General features: G+C 37.4%; 20 protein-coding genes and 1 pseudogene. 15 read left to right on the top strand and 6 right to left on the bottom strand.

Features of this window, described 5'->3' with window-relative positions:
- Positions 1–138 precede the first annotated feature (138 nt).
- The 10 genes from IGL17_RS05375 to IGL17_RS05420 all read left to right on the top strand — a co-directional run bounded on the left by IGL17_RS05375 (position 139) and on the right by IGL17_RS05420 (position 13,478).
- Positions 139–1,029 (top strand): metallophosphoesterase, encoded by an 891-nt coding sequence (locus tag IGL17_RS05375; protein WP_002384670.1) that lies wholly within the window; start codon positions 139–141, stop codon positions 1,027–1,029.
- 291 nt (positions 1,030–1,320) lie between these two features.
- Positions 1,321–2,232 (top strand): ABC transporter permease, encoded by a 912-nt coding sequence (locus IGL17_RS05380; RefSeq protein ID WP_002382199.1) that lies wholly within the window; start codon positions 1,321–1,323, stop codon positions 2,230–2,232.
- A gap of 14 nt (positions 2,233–2,246) precedes the next feature.
- Positions 2,247–3,128, top strand: coding sequence for a carbohydrate ABC transporter permease (locus IGL17_RS05385; RefSeq protein WP_002357901.1), 882 nt, complete (start codon positions 2,247–2,249; stop codon positions 3,126–3,128).
- Between the two features lie 17 nt (positions 3,129–3,145).
- Entirely contained in the window at positions 3,146–4,744 is a 1,599-nt protein-coding gene (locus IGL17_RS05390; RefSeq protein ID WP_002357899.1) for an ABC transporter substrate-binding protein, read from the top strand.
- Between the two features lie 56 nt (positions 4,745–4,800).
- Positions 4,801–5,394: a DUF624 domain-containing protein gene (locus IGL17_RS05395; protein WP_010713489.1), complete on the top strand. Its 594-nt coding sequence runs from the start codon at positions 4,801–4,803 to the stop codon at positions 5,392–5,394.
- A complete protein-coding gene (locus IGL17_RS05400) occupies positions 5,387–6,304 on the top strand; it encodes an acetylxylan esterase (protein ID WP_002382200.1) in 918 nt (305 codons plus the stop codon). Before IGL17_RS05395 ends, IGL17_RS05400 begins: the two co-directional genes overlap by 8 nt.
- Positions 6,285–7,049 (top strand): endonuclease/exonuclease/phosphatase family protein, encoded by a 765-nt coding sequence (locus tag IGL17_RS05405; RefSeq protein ID WP_016617890.1) that lies wholly within the window; start codon positions 6,285–6,287, stop codon positions 7,047–7,049. Before IGL17_RS05400 ends, IGL17_RS05405 begins: the two co-directional genes overlap by 20 nt.
- Before the next feature lie 4 nt (positions 7,050–7,053).
- Positions 7,054–9,204, top strand: coding sequence for a glycoside hydrolase family 3 N-terminal domain-containing protein (locus IGL17_RS05410; RefSeq protein ID WP_033624239.1), 2,151 nt, complete (start codon positions 7,054–7,056; stop codon positions 9,202–9,204).
- Between the two features lie 17 nt (positions 9,205–9,221).
- Positions 9,222–12,497, top strand: a complete 3,276-nt coding sequence (locus tag IGL17_RS05415; RefSeq protein ID WP_016617892.1) for a GH36-type glycosyl hydrolase domain-containing protein — start codon at positions 9,222–9,224, stop codon at positions 12,495–12,497.
- 15 nt (positions 12,498–12,512) lie between these two features.
- Positions 12,513–13,478, top strand: coding sequence for a LacI family DNA-binding transcriptional regulator (locus tag IGL17_RS05420; protein WP_002375065.1), 966 nt, complete (start codon positions 12,513–12,515; stop codon positions 13,476–13,478).
- Between the two features lie 32 nt (positions 13,479–13,510).
- Here the strand turns inward: IGL17_RS05420 and IGL17_RS05425 are convergent, their stop codons facing one another.
- Together IGL17_RS05425 and IGL17_RS05430 are read right to left on the bottom strand one after the other, a co-directional pair.
- Positions 13,511–14,041 (bottom strand): DUF5067 domain-containing protein, encoded by a 531-nt coding sequence (locus IGL17_RS05425; RefSeq protein ID WP_002384665.1) that lies wholly within the window; start codon positions 14,039–14,041, stop codon positions 13,511–13,513.
- Between the two features lie 270 nt (positions 14,042–14,311).
- Positions 14,312–15,025: a GntR family transcriptional regulator gene (locus IGL17_RS05430; protein WP_002366529.1), complete on the bottom strand. Its 714-nt coding sequence runs from the start codon at positions 15,023–15,025 to the stop codon at positions 14,312–14,314.
- A 242-nt stretch (positions 15,026–15,267) separates the two neighbouring features.
- Between IGL17_RS05430 and IGL17_RS05435 the strand changes: the two genes are divergently transcribed.
- The 3 genes from IGL17_RS05435 (at position 15,268) to IGL17_RS05445 (ending at position 18,707) form a co-directional block, all read left to right on the top strand.
- Positions 15,268–16,701, top strand: coding sequence for a glycoside hydrolase family 1 protein (locus tag IGL17_RS05435; protein ID WP_002375063.1), 1,434 nt, complete (start codon positions 15,268–15,270; stop codon positions 16,699–16,701).
- A 24-nt stretch (positions 16,702–16,725) separates the two neighbouring features.
- Positions 16,726–17,775: an oxidoreductase gene (locus tag IGL17_RS05440; RefSeq protein WP_010712336.1), complete on the top strand. Its 1,050-nt coding sequence runs from the start codon at positions 16,726–16,728 to the stop codon at positions 17,773–17,775.
- A 473-nt stretch (positions 17,776–18,248) separates the two neighbouring features.
- Positions 18,249–18,707, top strand: a complete 459-nt coding sequence (locus IGL17_RS05445; RefSeq protein WP_002357887.1) for a DUF441 domain-containing protein — start codon at positions 18,249–18,251, stop codon at positions 18,705–18,707.
- 38 nt (positions 18,708–18,745) lie between these two features.
- Here IGL17_RS05445 and IGL17_RS05450 read toward each other — a convergent pair whose 3' ends face one another.
- From IGL17_RS05450 to efbA, 3 genes are all read right to left on the bottom strand, one after another.
- On the bottom strand, positions 18,746–19,087 hold the full coding sequence (locus IGL17_RS05450) for an iron-sulfur cluster biosynthesis family protein (protein WP_002391631.1): 342 nt from the start codon (positions 19,085–19,087) through the stop codon (positions 18,746–18,748).
- Positions 19,088–19,160: 73 nt separating this feature from the next.
- The gene (locus IGL17_RS05455; protein WP_002381957.1) at positions 19,161–19,424 is read right to left on the bottom strand and encodes a hypothetical protein; all 264 of its coding nucleotides are present in this window, start codon (positions 19,422–19,424) and stop codon (positions 19,161–19,163) included.
- A 156-nt stretch (positions 19,425–19,580) separates the two neighbouring features.
- Complete coding sequence (gene efbA, locus IGL17_RS05460; protein WP_002407011.1) at positions 19,581–21,293, bottom strand: fibronectin-binding protein EfbA; 1,713 nt, start codon at positions 21,291–21,293, stop codon at positions 19,581–19,583.
- Between the two features lie 219 nt (positions 21,294–21,512).
- On the opposite strand from efbA, the gene IGL17_RS05465 reads away from it, so the two are divergent.
- Positions 21,513–22,172, top strand: coding sequence for a hypothetical protein (locus IGL17_RS05465; RefSeq protein ID WP_002386659.1), 660 nt, complete (start codon positions 21,513–21,515; stop codon positions 22,170–22,172).
- A gap of 433 nt (positions 22,173–22,605) precedes the next feature.
- On the opposite strand, the pseudogene IGL17_RS05470 reads toward IGL17_RS05465, so the two are convergent.
- Positions 22,606–23,150 (bottom strand): annotated as a pseudogene (locus IGL17_RS05470) (hypothetical protein).
- A gap of 1 nt (position 23,151) precedes the next feature.
- Between IGL17_RS05470 and trpX the strand changes: the two are divergent.
- Positions 23,152–24,141 carry a tryptophan ABC transporter substrate-binding protein gene (trpX, locus tag IGL17_RS05475; RefSeq protein ID WP_002391629.1) on the top strand — a complete coding sequence of 330 codons (990 nt, stop codon included), beginning with the start codon at positions 23,152–23,154 and terminating at the stop codon, positions 24,139–24,141.
- The last annotated feature ends 20 nt before the right edge of the window (positions 24,142–24,161 follow it).

A 24,161-nucleotide genomic window follows, 5' to 3' on the forward strand; every position in this document is an offset into this window, starting at 1 on the left:
AAGAATGTTCTAGCTAGATAATTTCATCGACAGATGAAATTATCTAGCTTTTTTTATAAAAAAGCTAAGAAAAGGATAAGAGATTGTGGAAATTCTTTAGGTTGTTTAACAAAGCCTTAATTTCCTTTGTTTTAGATTGTGGTTAAGAAGATTTTTCTCTATACTAAGTCTTCGGAAATCAAAGAAAAGAAAGGAGCGAGTGATGTGGTTAAAAAAATTGGTTTAAGTATAATGCTCTTATTTTTTTTCTTAATTATCGCACTCCCAATCTATGCGTGGAAGATTGAGCCGAATTTAGTTCACGTTAATCAGGTGACTTTGGGAAAGAAAAATCAACGAGAACCATTGAATGTTGTGCAACTTTCGGATATACAAGTTTCAGAATTTTATGAGACGAAGCGGTTAGATAAAGTCATAAAAAAAGTCAATCGTGAAAAACCAGATATTATCGTTTTTACAGGTGATTTATTTGACAATTATGCCAAAAATCCGCAACAAAAAGAACCGATGATTGAAAAATTAAAACAGTTGCAAGCGACAATTGGAAAATATGCAGTTTGGGGAAATCATGATTACGGTGGCGGTGCTTCTGCGGTGTATGATGAAGTCATGGAGGCCAGTGGCTTTACCGTTATGAAAAACCAAGGAGAAACAGTAACCTTAGCAGATGGACGCCGTCTTTTTATTGGTGGTTTAGATGACTCGTTATTAGGAAATCCTTCCGTTTCAGAAACATTATCCTATCGAGAAACGTATGACTATGCGTTATTAATGACCCATGAACCAGATGTCGCGGATGCATTTGTTGGTACGGGTACACAGTTAGTTTTAGCAGGACATAGCCATGGCGGACAAATTTGGATTCCTTTTTATCCAATCACAAATGTTTTAGCAGAAAAGTATACCAGAGGATTGTATCAGTTGGACCAAGAAACGCAACTATATGTTAATACAGGCCTAGGAACGACCGCCATTCATGCCCGTTTTGGGGTGATCCCTGAAATTACACATTTTACTATCTATATTTAAAAAGTCTGGTCAATCCGACCAGACTTTTTTCTGTTATTTAACAGAATTATTTTTAAGAAAAAGATGTTCATATTTTGGTGAAACGTTTCTATAAAATGCTTTAAAATATCTAGAAAAGAGTATTTTTATGGAAAAAGAAGTAGGGAAAATAATTTCTTTGTAAATGGTCTATAGCGCTTTTTAATGCTGTTATTTTTAAATAAAACCGTAATGTAAGGGTTTACAACTGTTTGAAGTGAATGTATAATCTGTTTGTAGAAACGTTTCACTAAAAAGAAAGGAACCCTGCTTATGAAAAAACTAAAAAAGTTTTATGATCAGCGGCAATTGCATTGGATGGTACTTCCGGGTGTAGCATTCATGATTGTCTTTAACTACATTCCAATTTATGGAATTATCATTGCTTTTAAAAATTATACGATTGTTGATACGGTTTCTTCTGCACCATGGGTTGGACTTGAAAATTTTCGAATCATTATGGAAGATAGTTTTTTTTGGGAAGCAGTTCGTAATACCTTAGCGATTAGTTTAATGAAACTTTTTTTAGGATTCGCTATTCCGATTATCTTAGCGGTAATGATTTTTGAAATGAGAGATGGACATTTAAAAAAAGTGATTCAGACAATTTCTTATATTCCGCACTTTTTTTCTTGGATCGTTTTAGGCGGGATGTTGATTTCGTGGCTTTCAACAAATGGCTTTATCAACCAAGTCATGATGTCGTTAGGCTTAATGAATCAGGGCGTCAATCATTTGTTAGATCCTGATAAGTATTGGTGGATTGCTGTTCTTTCTGATTTGTGGAAAGAAGTAGGTTGGGGCACGATTCTCTATCTTGCTGGCATGTCTCGTATTGATCCAACGTTTTATGAAGCGGCGAGAATTGATGGTGCTTCAAAATTAACACAAATCCGAACGATTACTTTGCCCTTATTAGCGCCGATTATTTCGTTGAACTTAATTCTAAATGTTAGCGGTTTATTGGGATCGAACTTAGATCAAACGTTGGTTTTAATGAATGCTCAAAACCAAAACAAATCAGAAGTAATTAATTCATTTGTTTATCGTATGGGGCTAACGCAAGGGGACTTTTCTTATGCGACGGCAGTTGGTTTAGGGATTTCTGTTATTTCAATTGTTTTATTAGTCATTACAGATCGCATTACTAGAAAAATGAACAATGGTCGGTCGGTTATTTTATAAAGGAGGCAACAGCTGTGATTAAAAGAAAATCAAAAGAAAACAAATGGTTTTACTTTTTCAATACGTTAATTCTTGTGTTGTTTTCTTTATTAATTATCGTGCCAATTTGGAATATTTTAGTTTCCTCAGTTTCGTCAAGTTCGGGTTTAGCCGGTAAAGGCTTGGTTTTATGGCCGAAAGGATTTACGCTAGAAAATTATCGGAAAGTTTTTTCGGATAGTAGCATTCCGCGAGCGTTTTTGATTTCTGTTTTAAAAACAGTCATCGGTGCGTCGACGCATACACTGTTCTGTGCGATTGTTGCCTATGGACTTAGTAAATCTAGACTAGTCGGGCGTAACATTTATACAACGATGGGTGTTATTACAATGTACTTTGGTGGGGGCATGATTCCCACGTATCTTTTGATTAAGTCATTAGGACTCTTAGATACCTTCTGGGTATATATCATTCCAGCTTTATTTAGCTATTATGATGTAGTTATCTTAATGAACTTTTTCCGAGAAATTCCACCATCTTTAGAAGAATCCGCCAAAATAGACGGCGCCAGTGAGTTTCAAATTTTTTATAAAATCTTTTTACCTTTAACAAAACCGGCATTAGCCACCATTATTTTATTTAATGGGGTTGGTCAATGGAATGACTTTATGACCACGAAATTATACATTACCAAAGAATATTTGTATCCATTGCAGATGAAAATTTATGAAATTATTGTTCAATCAAACTTGAGTACCATGACAGAGAGCGGCAGTACAGATATGGTGGTGCAGGCAACGACACGTGGTGTTCAGCTGGCAACAATTGTCATTACAACGATACCAATTTTAATCATTTATCCATTACTACAAAAACACTTTATCGGCGGTATGATGGCCGGTGCAGTAAAAGAATAAAGAAAGTAGGGAACAATATGAAAAAAGTTTTAGGCGGTTTATTGGTGGCAACGGCGGTCGTTAGTTTAGCGGCCTGTAGCGGAGGGGAAAAGAAAGCTAGCTCAGATGTCTCAATTAAGGATCGGTATGAATTAGATGAAAAGACGCCTGCTTGGAAGTTAGATAAGAAGAAAGAACCGACCAAGATTAAATGGTATATTAACTCAGATTGGACGGCATTGCCTTTTGGAAAAGATGTGACCACTGCGCAGATTAAAAAAGATTTAAATGTGGATATTGAATTTATTTCCGGCGATGATTCAAAATTAAATGCCATGATTTCAAGTGGAGATATGCCTGATATTGTGACATTAACTGAAAAAACTGGACAAGCAGCATTGAAAGCAGATTCTTGGGCCTATTCTTTAAACGATTTAGCTAAAAAATATGACCCCTATTTAATGAAAGTTGTTAACCAAGATACGTTTAAATGGTATGCCTTAGAGGATGGAAAAACATATGGTTACCCTAATTACTCTAATACAAAAGCGGATTATGAAAGTGGAAATATCCCAGTAAATGATAATTTTGTTATTCGTGAAGATGTCTATAATGCATTAGGCAAGCCAGACGTTTCAACACCAGAAAATTTTGAAAAAGTCATGCAACAGATTAAAGAAAAATATCCTGAGATGACCCCAATGGGCTTCACCACAGTGGGCGATGGTGCAGGACCATTTTTAGACAAATTACAAGACTTCTTAGGTGTTCCTTTAGAGGATAAAAATGGTAAATACTATGATCGAAATTTAGATAAAGAATACTTAGAATGGTTAAAAACATTTAATGATGTTTACCGAGCAGGAAATATTAGTGATGATAGCTTCACAGATGATGGAGCGACGTTTGATGAAAAAGTGAAACAAGGAAATTATGCAACCATGCTCGTTGCTGGAACCAGTGGTCAAGGTGGGAACTTCACAGAATTTATGAAAAAATCTGGCACACGTTATATAGCCATTGATGGACCAAGTAGCACTTCTGGCCGAAAACCAACATTAAATCAAACCGGCATTTCAGGTTGGTTAAGTAATTACATTACGAAAGATGCGAAAGATCCAGCGAAAGTCACTCAACTGTTCACATATTTAATTGATGAACCGGGACAAATTTTAACAAAATATGGCGTTGAAGGAGTTACTTATGCGTACAATGATCAAGGAAAAATTGATTATTTACCAGAAGTGAAAAAATTAGAACAAACAGACAATGATGCCTACAACAAAAAATATGGCATTAGTCGTTTCCTATACTTTAACAATGACCGTGTTAATAAACTAAAAGTGCCAATGGAAAGTGCTTTAACGCAAATGCAAGAATGGGGCAAAGGAAAATTAGTCCCACATTTCGTAATTGAAAATATTAATCCAGATGCAGGAACGCCGGAAGCTCGGGCGAATGAAGCGATTGAAACCAAACTAAATACAACCGTTATTTCAATGATTCGTGCGAAAGATGATAAAGCCTTTGACAAATCTTTAGAAGACTACAAAGCATTCTTAAAATCAAATAAATGGGATGCAATTGAAAAAATAAAATCTGAGAAAATGGCGGAAAACAGAGACAAACTTAAGTAAGAGAGGAGGAGAGAAAAGCGGATAAAGCAACGAGAAATCCGCTTTTCTCTTTTAATATGAATAAGCTATTTGCATATGAAGGTTGGTATTATCGGATTTTTTCTTTTATTGCCAACTTGATCATTATTAATTTTCTCTTTTTAATTACCTGTATAACAGGCATCTTTAGCGGTGTCGGCTTAATTGCGTTGTATCGAACGATCTATCGTTTGTATCGTGAAAAAGATATTCCTGTTTTGCGAACGTTTTGGACAGCATTAAAAAATAACATCATGCGAGGTTTTATTTTAACAGGTGTCTTGTTCGTTGCTTTTTTACTGGGCGGTATTGTCGTAACAAGTTTATTTAAAATAGCCACTAGTTTAGGTTTCTTAGCTATTTTTCTATTAAGTTTTGTTGCATTATTTTTGACGAGTTTTCTTTTTCTCTTTTCCGTTTTTAATTGGTCCGTTAAAAAGACACTAAGTGAGACGGTTTATGTGGTCTTAAGTAATAGTGCCAATGCGATTATTTTGTTTATTTTACCTCTTTTAACGTTTGTTTTTTTCTATAAGCTTAATTTGTTTTTATATATTGCGTTAGGATTCGGGACAACGGCTTTTCTTCAAGTTGCGTTTTTTCAGAAAGTGTTAGGTGTGGAACATGAATGAGTATTTTGAGTTTTGGCAAAAGACCAAGGAAGAACTTCAAAAAATACCGCTAGATATCCATCGGCGGGTCATTGACTATCCATTGGAAAATGTTCAAGTGGAACAGGTCGACTTTTTAAGTTTCCTAGGTGAGCGCATCTTTGGCTATTTGTTACTTCCTAAAACGGCGGGGAAACAGCCAATAGTGATTGACTGTTTAGGCTATATGAATCATATTCAAGAACCTTGGCAATTTGCTCATTGGACACAAATTGGTTGTGCTTGTTTTGTCATTGATAATCGAGGTCAAGGGGGATTAACCAAAGATCGCGTGCCATATCAAACAATTTGGCATGAAGCACCAATGGGACGAGGATTTCTAGACAAAGAAGATTGGTACCAACGCCGCTTGTTTGCCGACCATTTACGTAGCGTAGAAGTGGTGCGGACCTTTACTGAAATTAATCAGGACCAAATCATTCTTCGTGGTGGTTCCCAAGGGGGTGGCGTAGTGTTAATGGTGAATAGTTTAGTCGACTTCCCGATTTTAGCTACTTTTGCAGATGTTCCAAGTCATTCTTGTTTAGAAAATCGAGTAGCAGAAGGAACGGGTTCGTATCAAATTATTCATCAGTACTTACAAGAGCATCCTCAAGCGCATGAAAAAATTGCCGCGGTTCTTCCTTATTTTGATAGTCGCCACTTTGTTTCGCAAATTAAAAATCCAGTCTTTGCTTCTGTTGGGAGTCACGATCCGATATGTCCAATGAAAGATTTTTTCCCTTCTTATCATCAGATAAAGGCAAGAAAAGCAGTCAGAGTGTATTGGAAAAAAGGCCATGGTGGCGGTGAAACAACCCAGATCCGTCGTGAGATGCGTCAAATTCAACAACTATTGCAGGAGGTTAAAAATGAAAATAGCTACGTATAATGTCCGGGTAGATACAGAGTATGACCAAGATTGGCAATGGTCTTTTCGTAAAGAGGCTGTTTGTCAGTTAATCAATTTTCATGATTGGAGCCTTTGTTGTATTCAAGAAGTACGACCGAATCAAGTCAGGGATTTAAAGGCGTATACAACATTCACCTGTCTTTCTGCGGAAAGAGAAGGGGATGGTCAAGGAGAAGGACTAGCGATTCTCTATAACGAACAAAAAGTTCAGGCTATTGATACAGGGTATTTTTGGTTATCTGAAACACCTCAGCAGCCAAGTATCCATCCTGAAGCTGGCTGTCCAAGAATTGCTTTGTGGGGACTATTTAAGGAAACGACTCAAAATACGCCTTTTTTAGTCATCAATATTCATTTGGATCATATTTCAGATCATGCTCGTTTAGCAGGAATGACCGTTATCTTAGAGGAGTTACATGACAAAATTGCACAGTATCCAACTTTATTAATGGGCGATTTTAATGCAGAGTCGGGTGAAGCGGTGCATCAAGTTGTTCAAAAAAAATTTCAAGATAGCAAAAATTTAGCTACTCATTATGGCCCAAGAGGAACATTTCAAAATTTTACTTACACAAAACCTTGGGCGGAATTAGAAGAAATTGATTATATTTATGTAAAAGGTTGGCAAGTACAGCAAACCGCAAGTTTAACAGATAGTATCGATGGACGTTTTCCCTCCGACCATTTTCCTTTAGAAGCAGAAGTATGTATTGAAGAAAGGTGAGAGTATGAAAGAAAATCAACTGATTCAATTAGTCGAAGAAATGACAATTGATGAGAAAATTAATCAATTATTACAATTAGCAGCAGCGTTTTATTCAGATAAAGCAGAAGAAAAGACCGGCCCTATGTCAGAGCTAGGACTAAGTCAAGAAACGATTGATACGGCGGGGACAACACTAGGTGTTTCCGGTGCAAACGAAGCAAAACGTGTTCAAAAAGAATATATGCAAAATCATCGATTAAATATTCCAACACTTTTAATGGCGGATATTATTCATGGTTTCAGAACCATCTTTCCGATTCCTTTGGCTTTAGGAAGCACTTGGGATGAAGCAGCGGTTGAAAAAATGGCGGAGATTTCAGCAAAAGAAGCTGCTGTTTCAGGATTACATGTAACCTTTTCACCAATGGTTGATTTAGTGCGCGATCCACGTTGGGGACGTGTCATGGAGTCAACAGGTGAAGATCCATTACTCAACAGTCGCTTAGCTGCTGCAATGGTTAGAGGTTACCAAGGAGAAAATTTAAAAGAGGACAATTGGCGAGTAGCCGCGTGCGTGAAGCACTTTGCGGCATATGGTGGTGCCTTAGCTGGTCGGGATTATAATACGGTAGATATGTCTGAACGGCAGCTAAGAGAAATGTATTTACCTGGCTATAAAGCTGGATTAGATGCGGGTGCAAAACTTGTCATGACGTCCTTCAATACAGTGGATGGGATTCCTGCTACAGGCAACCAATGGCTGTTTAGAGACGTATTACGAAATGAATTTGGGTTTGAAGGAGTTGTGATTTCAGACTGGGGAGCGATTAAAGAATTAATTCCTCATGGCGTTGCCAAAGATGAAAAAGAGGCAGCAGAATTGGCTATCAAAGCTGGTGTAGATATTGAAATGATGACCACGTGTTATCCAGATTATTTAAAAGAATTACTTGAAGAAGGCCGGATTGCTGAAACACTTATTGATGAAGCAGTTATGCGAATTTTAAAACTAAAAAATGAGCTAGGCTTATTTGAAAATCCCTATCGTGGTGCGGATGAACAAGCGGAAGCAGAAGTGATTTTAAGCAAAGAACATCGAGAAATAGCTAAAAAGATTGCTCAAAAATCAATGCTTCTTTTAAAAAATGAAAATATTTTGCCTTTTACGCCGCAAGAAAAAATCGCGCTTGTCGGCCCAGGGGCCCAATCACAAGATATTTTAGGGGCTTGGTCATGGCAAGGAAAGAAAGAAGAAGCCATTTCCCTCGTGGCTGGTGCCCAAAAATTAACTACAAATCTCCTAGTTGCCCAAGAACCCTTTGATTACTTTGAACCGACCGTGGCGGCCATTGAAGAGGCTTTAACATTAGCTAGTCAAGCAGATAAAGTAGTAGTGGCACTAGGCGAAACAGATTGGATGAGTGGGGAAGCTGCCAGCCGCAGTGATATTCGTCTACCCGAAAAACAATTAGCAGTAGTGGCACAAATTATTGAGAAAAATCCCAATGTTGTTGTCACGGTCTACAGTGGCCGGCCCTTAGATTTACAAGGGATAGATGTTGCAAAAGGAATTGTGCAAGCTTGGCAACCTGGAACAGAAGGGGGCAATGCGCTAGCAGAAATTTTGTGGGGACAGTACAATCCAAGTGGTCGTTTAAGTATGTCGTTTCCAGAAACGGTTGGTCAAGTGCCAATTTTTTACAATGTCGACAATACTGGGCGCCCTTATGAGTCAGCACCAGAAGAAAAATATGTTTCTAAATATTTAGATGTCTCTAATTACGCTAAATATCCCTTTGGATTTGGCTTAAGTTATAGTCATTTCTCTTATCAACCAATTCAACTAAGTGCATTAACATTTACCAAAGAACAACCAATCACGGTCTCTGTTTTAGTAAGAAATGACAGTCCAATCGCTGGAGAGGAAACCGTGCAATTTTATGTACGTGATTTGGTGGGACAAGTGGTTCGCCCAATTAAAGAGTTAAAAGATTTCCAAAAAGTTTGGCTGGAACCAAAGGAAGAAAAAGAAGTTCAGTTTCTTCTTTCAGAGGATATGGTGCGCTATGTTCATTCAGATAATCAGGTAACCAGTGATGCAGGTGAATTTATCGTAATGATTGGTGGAAATAGTCGCGATGTACAAACCACAACAGTCACGTTAAATGAATAAGATGGGAAGGATAAGTTATGCAGATAAAGAAGCTTAAGCAAGCAGACACAGTCGCTACATTTCTAGAGACAGGTGATTTAAAAGAATTGAATAGCTGTGGCATGATGATTAATCAATTAGAAGGCAATCCTTTAGACGGCAGTATGAACCAACTCTATTTGCGGATAATTACAGGGGACACAATTAATTATCGACCAATGATTGGTTCCAACAGTCAAAGTGATTTTTATCTTTCAGATAATCAATTGACATGGCGGGGTGAATTTGAAGCGGTTCGTTACCAAGTTGACTTTCGTTTGGGGCCAAGCAATCAATGGTTCTGGCGGGTTAATGTCACTGGAACTGGCTTAGTAGATATTGTTTATGGTCAAGATATTGGCTTAGCGACAAAAGGAGCCGTTCAGTCAAATGAAGCGTATGTGTCGCAGTATCTTGATCATCACATTTGGCAAGAGGGCGAAGAGCTTGTTGTTTTATCAAGACAAAATCAACCGCAAAATGAGAAGTTTCCAGCCCTTATTCAAGGGAGTTTTCAAAAATTAGTAGGCTACTCAACGGACGGCTATCAATTTTTCGGACGTTCATTTAAACAAACAAACACACCAGAAGCATTGGGGAAAAGATATTTAGCAAATGAAGTCTATCAATATGAATTTGCTTACACCGCTTTACAAACGGAAGCCGTCCAATTAACGAATGAAAGTAAGGAATTTGTTTTTTATGGTGCGGTAACAGAAACACATCCGCAAGCATTAGCTGAACCCTTTTTATCGAAAGAAGACTTACAAGCTATTTATGAAACTGTGACATTCGATTCATTAGAAGGAACACAGGACTATCCTCCGAAACTTTTAGGAGAACCTATCACAGGAAATCCATTAACAGAAGAAGAGTTGGCCGCACTTTATCCCATTCAGACACAAATTGAAAAAGTAGCAGGTCAGACGTATTCCTTTTTCACGGAAAATTACCATCACGTTGTTCTTCAAGAAAAAGAAATTGCCATGGAAAGAGCGCATGGCCACATTTTATTAAGTGGTAAAGGCTTAACGGTTGCTGAACCTTTGCTTAGTACGACAGTGTATATGTATGGCATTTTCAATTCACAAGTAGTTTTAGGGAATACAACCATGAACAAATTAATGAGTAATAGCCGAAACGCTTTAAACGTTATGAAACGCTCTGGTCAACGAATCTACATTTTAGAGAATGGCTTATGGCGCTTACTAACAATGCCTTCTGCTTTTGAAATGGGGTTGAACTCTGCTACTTGGTATTATAAGTTGCCAAAGGATACAATTCGTGTACGCACTTTCACTTCGCCTGATTCAAGAGTGATTCAATTGGAAGTGACCAGTCAAAAGGATGTATATATGTGGGCTGTTTCTAACCATTTGTTATTAGGACCGGAAGAAGTACCAACCTATCAATTAGAACAAGCTGGCAAAACGCTTCGAGTGACGGGAAATCATTCTGCTACAGAAAATTATTACCCAGAACTAACCTATGCATTGACAGTTGATAAATCATTTCAAGTAACCGATAGCACATTATTTGGTGGAGCTGAAGCGGACTTATTAGTCTTGGCAATCGAAAAGACCCAAAAATTTTCACTACTTATTACGGGCAGTATAGAGGACCAAGCATTAGTTAATACACCATTAGATTTTGAAAAAGCAGAAAGTCAATATTTGGCATTCATTAATGGCTTGTTGCATCATTTTGAGTTAACACACGCAGACTCAAGTGTGCAGCAAATGAATCAATTAACTCGTTGGTATACTCATAATATGCTCGTTCATTATTTGTCGCCACATGGCTTAGAACAGTATGGTGGAGCAGCTTGGGGCACACGAGATGTGTCGCAAGGACCGACAGAATTTTTCTTTGCGACGCAACAGCCTAAGATCGTGGCCTCCATTATTCAGCATCTATTTGAAAATCAATTTGATGACGATGGCAACTGGCCGCAATGGTTTATGTTTGACCGATACGAAGAACAAAAAGCCAGTGAAAGCCATGGCGATATTATCGTCTGGCCATTGAAAGTAGTGACTGATTATTTGGAACAAACCGCAGATTATTCAATCTTAGCTACGGAAATCCCTTATACAAGTCGCAAAGATAATCACAAAACAAAAGAAACAGCATCTTTATTTGAACATTTGAAAAAAGAAATAAATTATATTGAACAACATTTTTTACCAGAAACTTTTCTATCCTGTTACGGTGACGGCGATTGGGATGACACGTTACAACCTTATGATAATCGTCTTAAAGAGCAAATGGCTAGTAGTTGGACCGTTGCCTTAACGTATCAAGTATTGAAAAAATTTGCGGCTTTAATTACGGAAATCGATGCTACTTATAGTCAGCACTTAGCAATTTTAGTCGCAGGAATAAAGAACGATTTTCAAAAATATATGTTGGCGGATGAAACGATTCCAGGGTTTATTTATATGGAAACGCCAGAAACTTTTGAACAAATGATTCACCCAAATGACCAAAAAACAGGGATTCAATATCGATTATTGCCAATGACTCGTAGTATGTTAGCTGAATTATTAACACCGGAACAAGTAAGTCATCATTTAGAAATTATTGAAAAAGAATTAACGTTTCCTGATGGCGTGCGCTTAATGAACAAACCAGCGAACTATCGAGGCGGTGTGAGCACTAATTTTAAACGAGCAGAACAGGCGGCTAATTTTGGTCGCGAAATTGGTTTACAGTATGTTCATGCGCACATTCGCTATACAGAAGCGATGGCGAAAATTGGTCAGCGAGACAAAACCTGGCAAGCATTAATGCAAATCAATCCAGTTCAATTAAAAGAAGTGGTTCACAATGCAGACTTACGTCAAGCCAATGCCTATTTTAGTAGTTCCGATGGCGATTTTAAAACAAGGTATGAATCACAAGAAAATTTTGGTAAACTAAAAGATGGAAGTATTGGTGTAAAAGGTGGCTGGCGAATTTATTCAAGCGGGCCGGGAATTTATTTAAATCAATTAATTACAGCTGTTTTAGGGATTCGGCAAAAGGCTCAAAGTGTGGTTTTTGATCCCGTGTTACCAGAAAAATTGTCTGGTTTAGCACTAACTTACCAATTGTTTGATAAACCTGTCACATATAAATTTTATCCAAATCAGTCAGCGAAAATAGTTATTGATGGTCAAGAGGTTCCGTTTAAGTTTGAAGAAAACCCTTATCGAGAAGGGGGAATGGAAGTTCAAAAAGACGAGGTGCTTTCATTATTAAATGAAGCAAGTGTTATTGAAATTTACCATTAGAAAGGAGAGTAGTCCATGGTAGGAATTAAAGATATTGCAAAAAAAGCAGGCGTATCAATCTCGACCGTTTCTTACGCATTGAATGGGAGTTCAAAGGTAACTGAAGAAACACGAACGCGCATCCAAGCAATTGCTGAAGAGCTAAACTATGTTCCTAACATGGCCGCTCGCACATTAAAACGTCGTCAAACCAATATTATTGGTGTCTATTTGGCCGATTATGGCGGTAGTTTTTATGGTGAATTGTTGGAGGGAATTAAGAAAGGCTTAGCACTGTTTGATTATGAGATGATTGTCTGCAGCGGTAAAAAGTCACATCTTTTCATTCCTGAAAAAATGGTGGATGGGGCAATTATTTTAGATTGGACATTTCCAACAAAAGAAATTGAAAAGTTTGCTGAACGAGGCCATTCGATCGTTGTCCTTGATCGAACCACTGAGCATAGGAATATTCGGCAAGTTCTCTTGGATAATCGTGGCGGTGCCACGCAGGCAATTGAGCAATTTGTCAATGTGGGTTCAAAAAAAGTTCTTCTGCTTTCTGGACCAGAACAAGGTTATGATAGCCAAGAAAGATTGGCTGTTAGTACACGAGAATTAACTCGTTTTGGGATACCTTATGAAATTATCCAAGGCGATTTTACCGAACCTTCTGGCTATGCGGCTGCTAAAAAAATTTTGAGTCAACCACAGACAGAACCAGTCGATGTTTTTGCTTTTAATGATGAAATGGCGATTGGTGTCTATAAATATGTTGCAGAAACAAATTACCAAATGGGGAAAGACATTCGGATTATTGGTTTTGATAATTCTGAACTAGGTGCGTTTGTACAACCGCGATTAGCAACAATTGCCTATTCTAAACATCGATGGGGCATGGTGGCTGCAGAGAAAATTATTCATTTAATGCGGGGAGAAGCTGCTGAGAGCGAACACATTTACACACGTTTTATAGAAGGAGAATCTTTTCCGTCTGAATAATAAATAAAAAGTTTGGTCCAATGCTAGCTAAGCTAGCGGACCAAACTTTTTTCTGTAATGGTAATTTCTTCTGATGCAATGGGTTCATCCAGACTGAGAAGGCGATCTCTAAATTTAAAATGGACCGGCTTGTTCTCATTAATAAATTCATACGGGTAAGCGCCTTGGATTGTTTCACCAGGATTGATTTCATCTGCTAAACGATCTAATTTGTCTTGGAAAGGTGAATCTGTTAAGACTGCATATTGTAAATTTTGGGCTTTTCCGTGGACAGTTTGGCTAACTTCCATAAAACTTTGAATCATTAGCTGAATATTTTGTGTTTTTTCGGTTGTATTGGTTAATTCAAACAGGACATAAAACATTGGTTTGCCTTGATAATCTTTTCCTTTATGCAAGGCAGTTAAGGCTAAACGCCCATCTGGAACCAACAATGTTCGATTTTCATACGTCCCAATACTTGTCGCCAACACTTCATCAGGTGCGGGCGCACTTTGACTTGCTGGGCTGCCACTTACAGTTGAACAAGCACTTAATAAGGTACTTAGAACGAGTAAGCTCATTAAAATGTAGGGTTTCCTCATATAAAGTCCTCACTTTGGTTGATTGACTATGTAAAAAACAAATTGCTTGTATCTATATTAAAAAGAGTGCTACAAGCAATATTTTAATCGTAGTTCTAGTAAATAGCAATACTTTTATCAAAATTCATGTTTGGAAATATAATTTGAAAAATATTTTTAACTAGCAGAAAAACATTTCTAACAAAAAGTATTGGCTCAAAGTAAAGAGATCGTTTTGTTAGAAATGAGAAATGGCAACATAAAAGTTTTCTATTTTTCTGCAATTAAGACAGTTTCAAAAGTGAATTCACTAGGAATATGATTCGCAATTGAGTATTCAAAAATATGTCCATTGCCTAGGTAAGCAATTTGTTCTGCACGCATCAGGAAATCATTATCGGTTAAGTTTAAATATTTTTTTTCCAACGCAGAAGGACGGATCCCAGAAATGCTGACCCGCGCACTTTGAATTTTTTGATGCAATTGTTCCGAAATATATTGATAAATGGAGACTTTCAATTCTTTCATTGTCAAGTTCGGAATTAGGGCAACGGGCATCCAAGTATATTCAATAATTGAGGGCACATCTTCGATAATCCGTAAGCGAATAATTTTGTAGACTAACTCTTCTTCTGTAATACTTAATTTTTCAGTCACCCAAGGCTCAGGTACTTCTGTTGCAAAGCCTAAAACCACGGATTCAACTTTTCCATCGTAGGTTGAGTAAGTGCCGGTTAACGGAGAAAATTTAGTAATGGTTCGATTTTGAAAGTCTTGAACAAAGCTACCCGAGCCACGTCGTCTGACAACATAACCTTCTTGCACAAGCAAATGTAAGGCTTTTGTAATGGTTAGTTCGCTGACTTGATATTTTTCTGCAAGAAGACGACCTTGGGGTAACTTTTGATTAATGGGATAAACACCTGCTTCGATATCCTGTTTTATAGCAGCATAAATTTCTTTATAACGTGTATTTGTCCGCATCAGAGTCCTCCTTTATCACCAGTATTTCTCTCATTATACCATGAATTTAACATGTTAAAACTATATATTTATTTTTAACGTAACCACTTAATAATCAAGTACTTAAATAAAAGTAGTTGACTTATTCTTTTTAAAACTATATAGTTTTAAAAGTAAACAGAAGAACTTATTGATCTGATTGGTACTTTTTGTGAAAACCTTTTACAATAAAAGGGCAGCACAGAAAAGAGGGAGGTATGACAATGGAACATCACCAACTAAAAGCATTTCCGCAAGATTTTTTATGGGGCTCTGCTTCGGCAGCTTATCAAGTAGAAGGTGCTTGGAATGAAGACGGCAAAGGCGCATCTGTTTGGGATGAATTTGTTCGGCTACCAGGAAAAACGTTCAAAGAGACAACTGGCGATTTAGCCGTCGATCATTATCATCGTTTTAAAGAAGATGTGGCTTTAATGAAACAACAAGGTTTAAAAGCATATCGTTTCTCGATTGCATGGACACGAATTTTACCTGAAGGACGTGGTCAAGTAAATCAAGCGGGACTGAAATTTTATTCAGATTTAATTGATGAGTTATTAGCGGCAGGAATTGAACCAATGGTAACTTTATATCATTGGGATTTGCCAGCTGTTTTGCAAAAAGAATATGGTGGCTGGGAATCAAGAAAAATTATTGCTGATTTTGTGGCCTATGCGAAAATTTTATTTGACGCTTTCCGTGGCAAAGTTCGCTATTGGATTAGTTTAAACGAACAAAATGTGTTTACTTCGTTAGGTTATCAATTAGCCGTGCATCCTCCCGGCGTAACAGACAATAAACGGATGTATGAGGCCAATCATATTGCTAATTTAGCCAATGCAGCAGTGATTAATGCGTTTCATGAATTAGAAATGCCTGGCAAAATTGGCCCTAGCTTTGCTTATACGCCTGTTTATGCCGTTGATGCGCATCCTGCCAATGTTTTAGCGGCTGAAAATGCAGAAGATTTGCTGTCGCATTTTTGGTTAGATGTCTATCTTTGGGGAGAATACCCAATTGCCGCATTAAATTACTTACAGGAGCAAGGTGTGGCCCCAACGATAAAAGAGGGCGATTTAGCGTTACTACGTTCAGCCAAGCCTGATTTTCTAGGTATTAATTATTATCGGACGGATACGGTTGCTGCTAATCCATTAGATGGTGTTGGAATAGGGAAGATGAATACAACGGGTGAAAAGGGTTCTGAAACGGAATCTGGGGTACCGGGTTTATTTAAAAAAGTAAATAATCCATATGTTGAACGAACGAACTGGGATTGGGCCATTGACCCGCAAGGTTTGAGAATTGCCTTACGACGATTAGCTAGTCGCTATCAAGTGCCTATTTTAATTACTGAAAATGGGTTAGGCGAATATGATACCTTAACAGAAGATAAACAAATTCACGATACGTATCGCATTGATTATTTGCGAAGCCATATCCAAGCGATTCAAGAGGCGATTACGGATGGCGTTTCAGTTATTGGTTATTGTACATGGAGTTACACCGATTTACTGTCGTGGCTTAACGGCTATCAAAAGCGTTATGGTTTTGTCTATGTGGATCAAGATGAAACACAAAAAGGTTCCTTAGAAAGAATCCCGAAAGACAGTTATTATTGGTATCAAAAAGTCATTGAAACAAATGGACTTATCTAATTATAAGAAAAGAGTGTGGAAAATATGACAGTAAAAATGGGGTTTATTGGATTTGGTAAAAGTGCCAACCGCTACCATTTACCTTACGTAATGATTCGAGAAACACTAGAAGTGAAAACGATTTTCGATTTACATGTTAATGAAAAAGCAGCAGCGCCCTTTAAAGAAAAAGGCGTAAATTTTACCACTGACCTTAATGAATTATTGACGGATCCAGAAATTGAATTGATCACAATCTGTACGCCTGCGCATACACATTATGATTTAGCCAAACAAGCCATTTTAGCTGGTAAATCAGTGATTGTGGAAAAACCATTTTGTGATACGTTAGAACACGCAGAGGAATTATTTGCATTAGGGCAAGAAAAAGGGGTAGTAGTGATGCCTTATCAAAATCGACGTTTCGACGGCGATTACCTAGCGATGAAGCAAGTAGTAGAGCAAGGCTTTTTAGGAGAAATCAATGAAGTGGAAACGCATATTGATTATTATCGACCAGGAAGTATCACGGAACAAGGACCTAAAGAAAATGGTTCGTTTTACGGACTAGGCATTCATTTAATGGATCGCATGATTGCTCTTTTCGGGCGTCCAGATCAAGTCACTTATGATATTCGTAATAATGAAGTGAGCGAGGCAGTCGATAATTATTTTGACGTTGATTTACATTATGGTTCAAAATTAAAAGTAAAAGTTAAAACGAATCATTCTGTCGCTAGTCCGTATCCACGTTTTATTGTTCATGGCAGCAATGGCTCGTTCATCAAATATGGCGAAGATCAACAAGAAAATGATTTAAAAGCCGGAATCATGCCGGATGCACCAGGCTTTGGAGAAGATTCACCAATGTATTATGGAGAAGTGACCTACCGTAATGGCAATGGCGACTGGATTAAAAAACAAATTAAAACGCCTGTAGGTGATTACGGTCGTTATTATGATGCCGTCTATGAAACGTTGAAAAATGGTGCACCGCAACTAGTAACTAAAGAGCAAGCATTAACTAACATCGAAATTTTAGAAGCAGGTTTTCTTAACCCAAGTCCAAGTGTTTATCGTTTGAAAGAAAACTAAAGCGTGTTTAAATGACTTGAAAAGCGCCTGCCCCACAGTCCAGACAACTGTGGGGCAGGCGCTTTTATTTATAAAGAGTTGTGAATTTTAATATAAGAAACGTATATTGTTAGTAAAAATAAAAAAAGGAAAGACATCTTAGTAGCACTACTTCCCCAAGAATTGCTACTAAAATGTCTTTTGTGATGCTCGCTCAATTGAAGAGCCTTAAATAGGATATCGAATATCCAGTATAAATGCAAGTAAACTACTTTATAGTTAATATTAGTATACTTCATAAAATAATTTTTCAAAGAGAAAAAGGCTTGTTATGAGAAAAAATTAATTTTTAACTCGTTTTTTCTAAGCAAGATTCGGTTGAAAAAGACAATAATTACTGAAGCTGAATGGTAATTAAAGAGGTTCTTTGCTAAAATAGGAAAGACAAGAAAGTTTGGTTAACGAAAGAACCAAATCAGAAAGGAGGACAACCAGTGGAAAGTTGGCTTTTTTTACTACTGATTGCCTTGATTGCGTTTGTTGCAAAAAATCAAAGTTTATTAATTGCGTCAGTTGTTGTGCTTGCTTTAAAAGCTTTACCAAATAGTGCGAAAATCATGTCGTGGTTGTCAGATAAAGGCATTAATTTAGGCGTCACAATTATTTCAATTACCATTTTAGTCCCGATTGCTACAGGACAAATTGGCTTAAAGGATTTAATTCAATCATTCAAAACACCGATGGGATGGCTGGGGATACTTTGTGGAATTCTGGTGGCTGTTTTATCCTCAAAAGGAGTAGGTTTAATTAATCAATCGCCTGAGATTACGGTGGCCTTAGTTTTTGGAACGATTCTTGGCGTCGTTTTTTTAAAAGGAATTGCAGCTGGTCCGATTATTGCATCGGGGATGATGTACGTAATCATTACTACCTTTCAAGCCTTTCAACACTAAAAAAGCAAACAAAACGCGTAAACGTTTTGTTTGCTTTTTTAGTGTTGATAAATGTCCACATTACTATCTAATATGCCACTTTCATTTTTTAAAGTAATGGTTCCCGCATTCGGATGAATCACTAGCTGTAAATGCCCTGTTAAAAACATTTGGTCATACGTTGAAGTATACACGTGAAAAGAATCATTAGCAATTGTTTCGGTATAAGGCGCTTCTGCTTGATCAACAGGAACGATAATGAAACGATCGCCAATCATACAACAACCTTCTGCGGAAGAATAAGGATTAGAGCCGTCATTTGCTACCAACAAGAAGGTGTTCGTTTCAGTTAAGAAAGGGGCTAAACGTTGTTTTACTTCTTCAGAAATAGTCAGAGACATTTGCCTCACTCCTTTAAATAGTATGTAAAAGGAAGAGGGTAGCTTGTCGCTATGCCGCTCTTCAAAGGTTTTGTTATTTGCTTGTTTCTTTACTGCTTTTTTTGAAAAGAGCAATAGAAAAGGCGACAACTAAGACAACTGTTGCAGCTAAAACAAATGGATTTTTTGTTGCTGATGTGAACCCTAGGACTGTTGAACCAATCGCACCTACGTAAGATAAAATAATCGCTGCTTTCTTTGGTGTTGAAAGTTCTGTAAAGCTATCGCGGAAGGCGACACCTAAACCTAAAGCGCCAATAAAGGCAAACATCCCAAAAATAATGTGTAAAAAGACCATGAATTTCACCTCCAACAGTCAGTATAGAGAGAAATAGCTAGTTTGTAAACTAATTGAGCTTACTTGTGTTATTTATCACTTGATAAATGTTTTTGCCAATGCAAAAAAAACAACGCACGATCAATCAGCAGTACGTTGTTTTTTAGTTTAATATAATTAGGAAGCAGAAGCCTTATTTTGCTGGATTTTTTTGATTGATTCTTCTGTTGGCGTCACATATAACGTTCGTTGGTTTTCATAAATCACATAACCTGGTTTTGCTCCATTGGGTTTATGCACATGTTTTACTTGGACATAGTCAACAGGCACTTGTGAAGAAAGTCGATATTTTGAAAAATAAGCTGCTAGAAGTGCGGCTTCAGTAAGGGTTTCTTCGCTAGGATGTGCGTCACGAATAATTACATGAGATCCAGGAATATCTTTGGCATGGAGCCAATAATCAGTTTTTTTAGCGGTTCGTAAAGTCAATTGATCATTTTGCAAATTGTTTTTTCCAACGAGAATAGGTGTGCCATCTGTAGCATAAAAAAGATCGGGTTGGCTTTTTTTTGGCTGTTTTTGTTTTTTATTTTTTTTACGTTTTAAATAGCCTTGTTCAATCAGTTCTTCACGAATCACTTCAATGTCCATTGGTGTCGCAATTTCAAGTTGTGCCACAACTGACTCTAAATAAGAAATTTCTTGTTGTGTTTGCTGAATTTGTGTCTTAACAACTCGGACAGCATTTTTCAATTTTTGGTATTTTTGAAAATATTTTTGTGCATTTTGATTAGGTGAAAGTGCAGGATTTAGCGAGATACGCAACGGTGCATTTTCTTCATAATAATTTGGTAATTCCACCTCGGTGGCTCCTTTTGGAACTTGTGCCATGAAGGTTGTTAATAGTTCTCCGTCGCGACGGTAATTTTCAGCGTTTTCTGTATCGGCTAAGGTTTGCTGTAATTTTTTAAGTTTCTTTTGATTTCTTTTTAGTTCATTTTCAATTTTGCGAATTAGTTCGCCGCCTTGTTGTTTGACACGGTCTTTCTCTGCTTTACCAGAATAAAAGGCATCTAGTAATTCACTGAGTGTCGGATACGTTGTTTGTTCACCAACTAATGATTGATAAGGAATGGGCGTAAAATATTCTTTTTTTTCAGTGACGGTTAATGTCGGTACAACAGCTTCAGTGACTGAGGACCAAAATTCCGTCCAGATGGCCATTTTTTCATTTGGTTGTGCAAGTAAACGGGCACTTAATTCGTCTGCTGTATCTTTGCCTAGACCTTGGAAATGTTGTTGTAAATAGCGTCCGTTTAATTCAGGAGCTGTAGAAAGAAGCGCAAAGACTTCTTCTTTTGAGGCCGTGAGCGGATTAAGTCCCATTGGTTTTGGCGGTTCAATATAAGTTGCTCCAGGAAGCAACGAACGATAACTATTTTGGCTCATTCCAATGTGTTTTATCGCATCTAAGATTTTTCCAGAAGATTGGTTAACTAAAACGATTGTACTGTGACGTCCCATTAATTCAACAATCAAAACAATATTTTGTAAGTCACCTAGTTCATCTCTTTTTGAAAAGGTGAAGTGAATCACGCGATCATTTTCTATTTGTTGAATCGTTTCTAAAATGGCACCGTCCAGAAATTTTCGTAACATCATCACAAAATTAGGAGGTGTTTCCGGATTGCTATAGGTAATTGTAGATAGTTGTATGCGCGCATAACTAGGATGTGCTGATAATAATAATTTATGGTTTTTACCTTTCGCACGAATGACTAAAACGACTTCGTTTTCATAAGGTTGATGGATTTTTGAAATCCGACCACTTACGAGTGTTTCTGTCAACTCATGAACCATGCTATGAGTAAATACGCCATCAAATGACATAATAAATCCCTCGTTTCTTTCCGACTAATAGCTTTATTATAGCGGAGTTTTTGAATTTAAGAAAGAAGCTTGTTAAAAAGGAGTTGGGTTTTCCTTAGAAAGCTGGGGAAGTTTGCTGGTTTTTTTAGTAATTAAAGCGCAAGGGTAGGCAAGAAAGAAAATGATTAGTATAATAGATAAGAACTAAAAGCGAGGAGCGATTAGAAGTTGAATAATTTTATGGAAGAACTAAAAGAGGCACTTTATGAATTAAGACAAAGAAAACTGTTAATGATTACCGCTATTGTAGCATTAGTATTAATAATTGGCTCAATCATTTTTATTCCAACGATGCAAAAAAATATTCGAGCTGCTCAAGTTGAATCGTTAGTCGCAGGACCCATCAAATCAGAGAAAGTCAGTGTCTTAGATTACAAAACAGCAGACAAGAAAATCCAAGAAACAGGAGCCATGTCAGTCATGTTTGCTAAACCATCTGGCAAGCAATACGATCAAATGGTGAAGCTGTTTAATTCAGATAAAATGAATGAATTTCATCGTTCGCTGTATATCTATCCGTTAATTTATAATGCTGGCAAAGCACAAGAGCAATACAATGTTAGCGGCGATGAGATCACGCTTGTTTTCTTTGAAAATGGCAAAGAAAAGACACGGACGGTTGTCGAAAAATCTATGGATTTAAAAACACAATTAATACCAGAATTAAATCGATTACCGATGGCTGGCGTTTTGAAAGACCAACAAAAGGCGGCCCAAGAAGCTGAAAAAGAAGCAGCAAAGACCGCTGAAACACAGACGACGACCAGCACGACTGGCGTTGCTCAATCTACTGAAACGACGACAGAAAGCACTGATACAGTACCAGAAACTGGTGAATAATAGCTAGCTATGTTAAACTTAGATTGTAGAAAGTTTTAAGGAATTAGAAAGAGGGGATTTTCGATGGCATTAGTAATTTCAATGACGATTTTAGTAAGTTTATGGCTGATTCAATCGCAAAAACAAGCAGTTAAAGTTCCCGTGAAAATTGAAAGAAACCGAAACAATTAAGTGGTAAATATGCTGAAATAAAGAAAAACGAGCCTCTCATAAGAGTGGCTCGTTTTTTAGAAGTAAAAGAAATGCAAGAAAATAAAAACTTTTTCTTGACGAACAAAATCAATATAGTGTAGACTACCTTTAACAACATAACTAGGAGGGAAAATACATGACACAATTATCTAACGTAAAAGAAATGCACCAATCATGGCAAAACTGGCGTAGATAGTTGTATGTATGATTCTTTCATAGATACAACTTTAGAAGACTTATTCTAAAAAGTGTATCTATGCTGGTTATATTCAAGAAGAAAAAACGACCACATAGAGGACCCATCTATGTGGTTTTTGTTTTGCATAAAAACAACGACCACTCCTAAACACTTAGGATAAGTCGTTGTTTTTTGCTACGAATCACTACGATTGGTACGAAGTGACAGAGTAGATGATGAGTAGTACAAGGTGAGCGAAGAGAACGTTGTCACATTCGTAGAATCACTACGATTGGCACGAAGTGACAGAGTAGATGCAGGCTGCGTATACTCGCCGCAGTTTGGCCTTCAAGAGTGATGAGTAGTACAAGGTGAACGAAGAGAACGTTGTCCCATTCGTAGAAAAAGTACTCCTGCGATTCTCACAAAGTTGCGATCCTCGTCGCAGTTAAATCCTGACATTTGTAAAAAAGTGTTCCTAGGATTTTGACTAAGTAGAGGATTACGAATCTCAGTTTCACTTTCAACGGAAGAAACGCCCTATAGATAATGGTTTTATTATTAAAAAGAAAAAGTTGCCAAACAAAAGGGCAGTTAGGAGAATGCAAAATGAAAAATAAACGTTTAACGTTTGTCGTGTCTTTATTAGCTATTTATTTAATTGGTGCTTTTTTTGTGAATCAAAAAGTGACGAATTCAAAGAAAGAAACAGTTACTGTAGGGGTTTTGCAGTTTGTCAGTCACCCCGCATTGGACGAAATTTATAAAGGTGTCGAAGAAGGATTAAAGGAAAATGGTTATGACAAAGGCAAAAACTTAGAAATTATTTTTCAAAATGGTCAAGCCGACCAGAGTAAGTTAGCAATCATGAGTCAACAATTAGTACAAAAAAAGGCAGACGTTTTAATTGGTATCGCCACGCCAGCTGCGCAAGCGTTAGCCAACACTACCCAAGAAATCCCAATCATTTTAGGCGCCATTACGGACCCTGTTAGTGCAGGATTGGTGAAAGACAATCAAAAGCCAGGCGGTAATATCACGGGTGTTAGTGATCAATCTCCTTTGTCAGCTCAGATGGATTTACTAAAAGAATTGATACCAGCTGCCAAAAAAATAGGTATTCTCTATGCTTCCTCAGAAGAAAACTCTCGATACCAAGTAGCTGAAGCGCAGAAAGCAGCTGAAGCCAAAGGATTGACAGTGAAAACATATGCTGTGCCATCAAGTAATGAAATAGCACAAACGGTTCAAGTGATGACTAAGGAAACAGATGTGATTTATATACCAACTGATAATACGATTGCTAATGCTATGCAAACGGTAGTCGGAGAAGCAAATCGAACCAAGACGCCGATTATTCCTTCGGTGGATACAATGGTAGAACAAGGCGGTTTAGCAACTGTTGGGATTAATCAACATGCGTTGGGGGTACAAGCCGGCAAAATGGCAGCAGAGGTTCTGTCTGGAAAAAGTCAACCAGCAACTACACCCATTTATACCTTTAATACAGGCGACACAATTATCAATGAAAAACAAGCTCAAAAGTTAGGAATTACGATTCCCGCAGAGTTAGCAAAAAAATCGAAATTGATTAACTAATTATCAAAGAAAGTAGGAGA

It is taken from the genome of Enterococcus sp. AZ088, assembly GCF_051714845.1.
GTDB classification, from domain to species: domain Bacteria; phylum Bacillota; class Bacilli; order Lactobacillales; family Enterococcaceae; genus Enterococcus; species Enterococcus faecalis.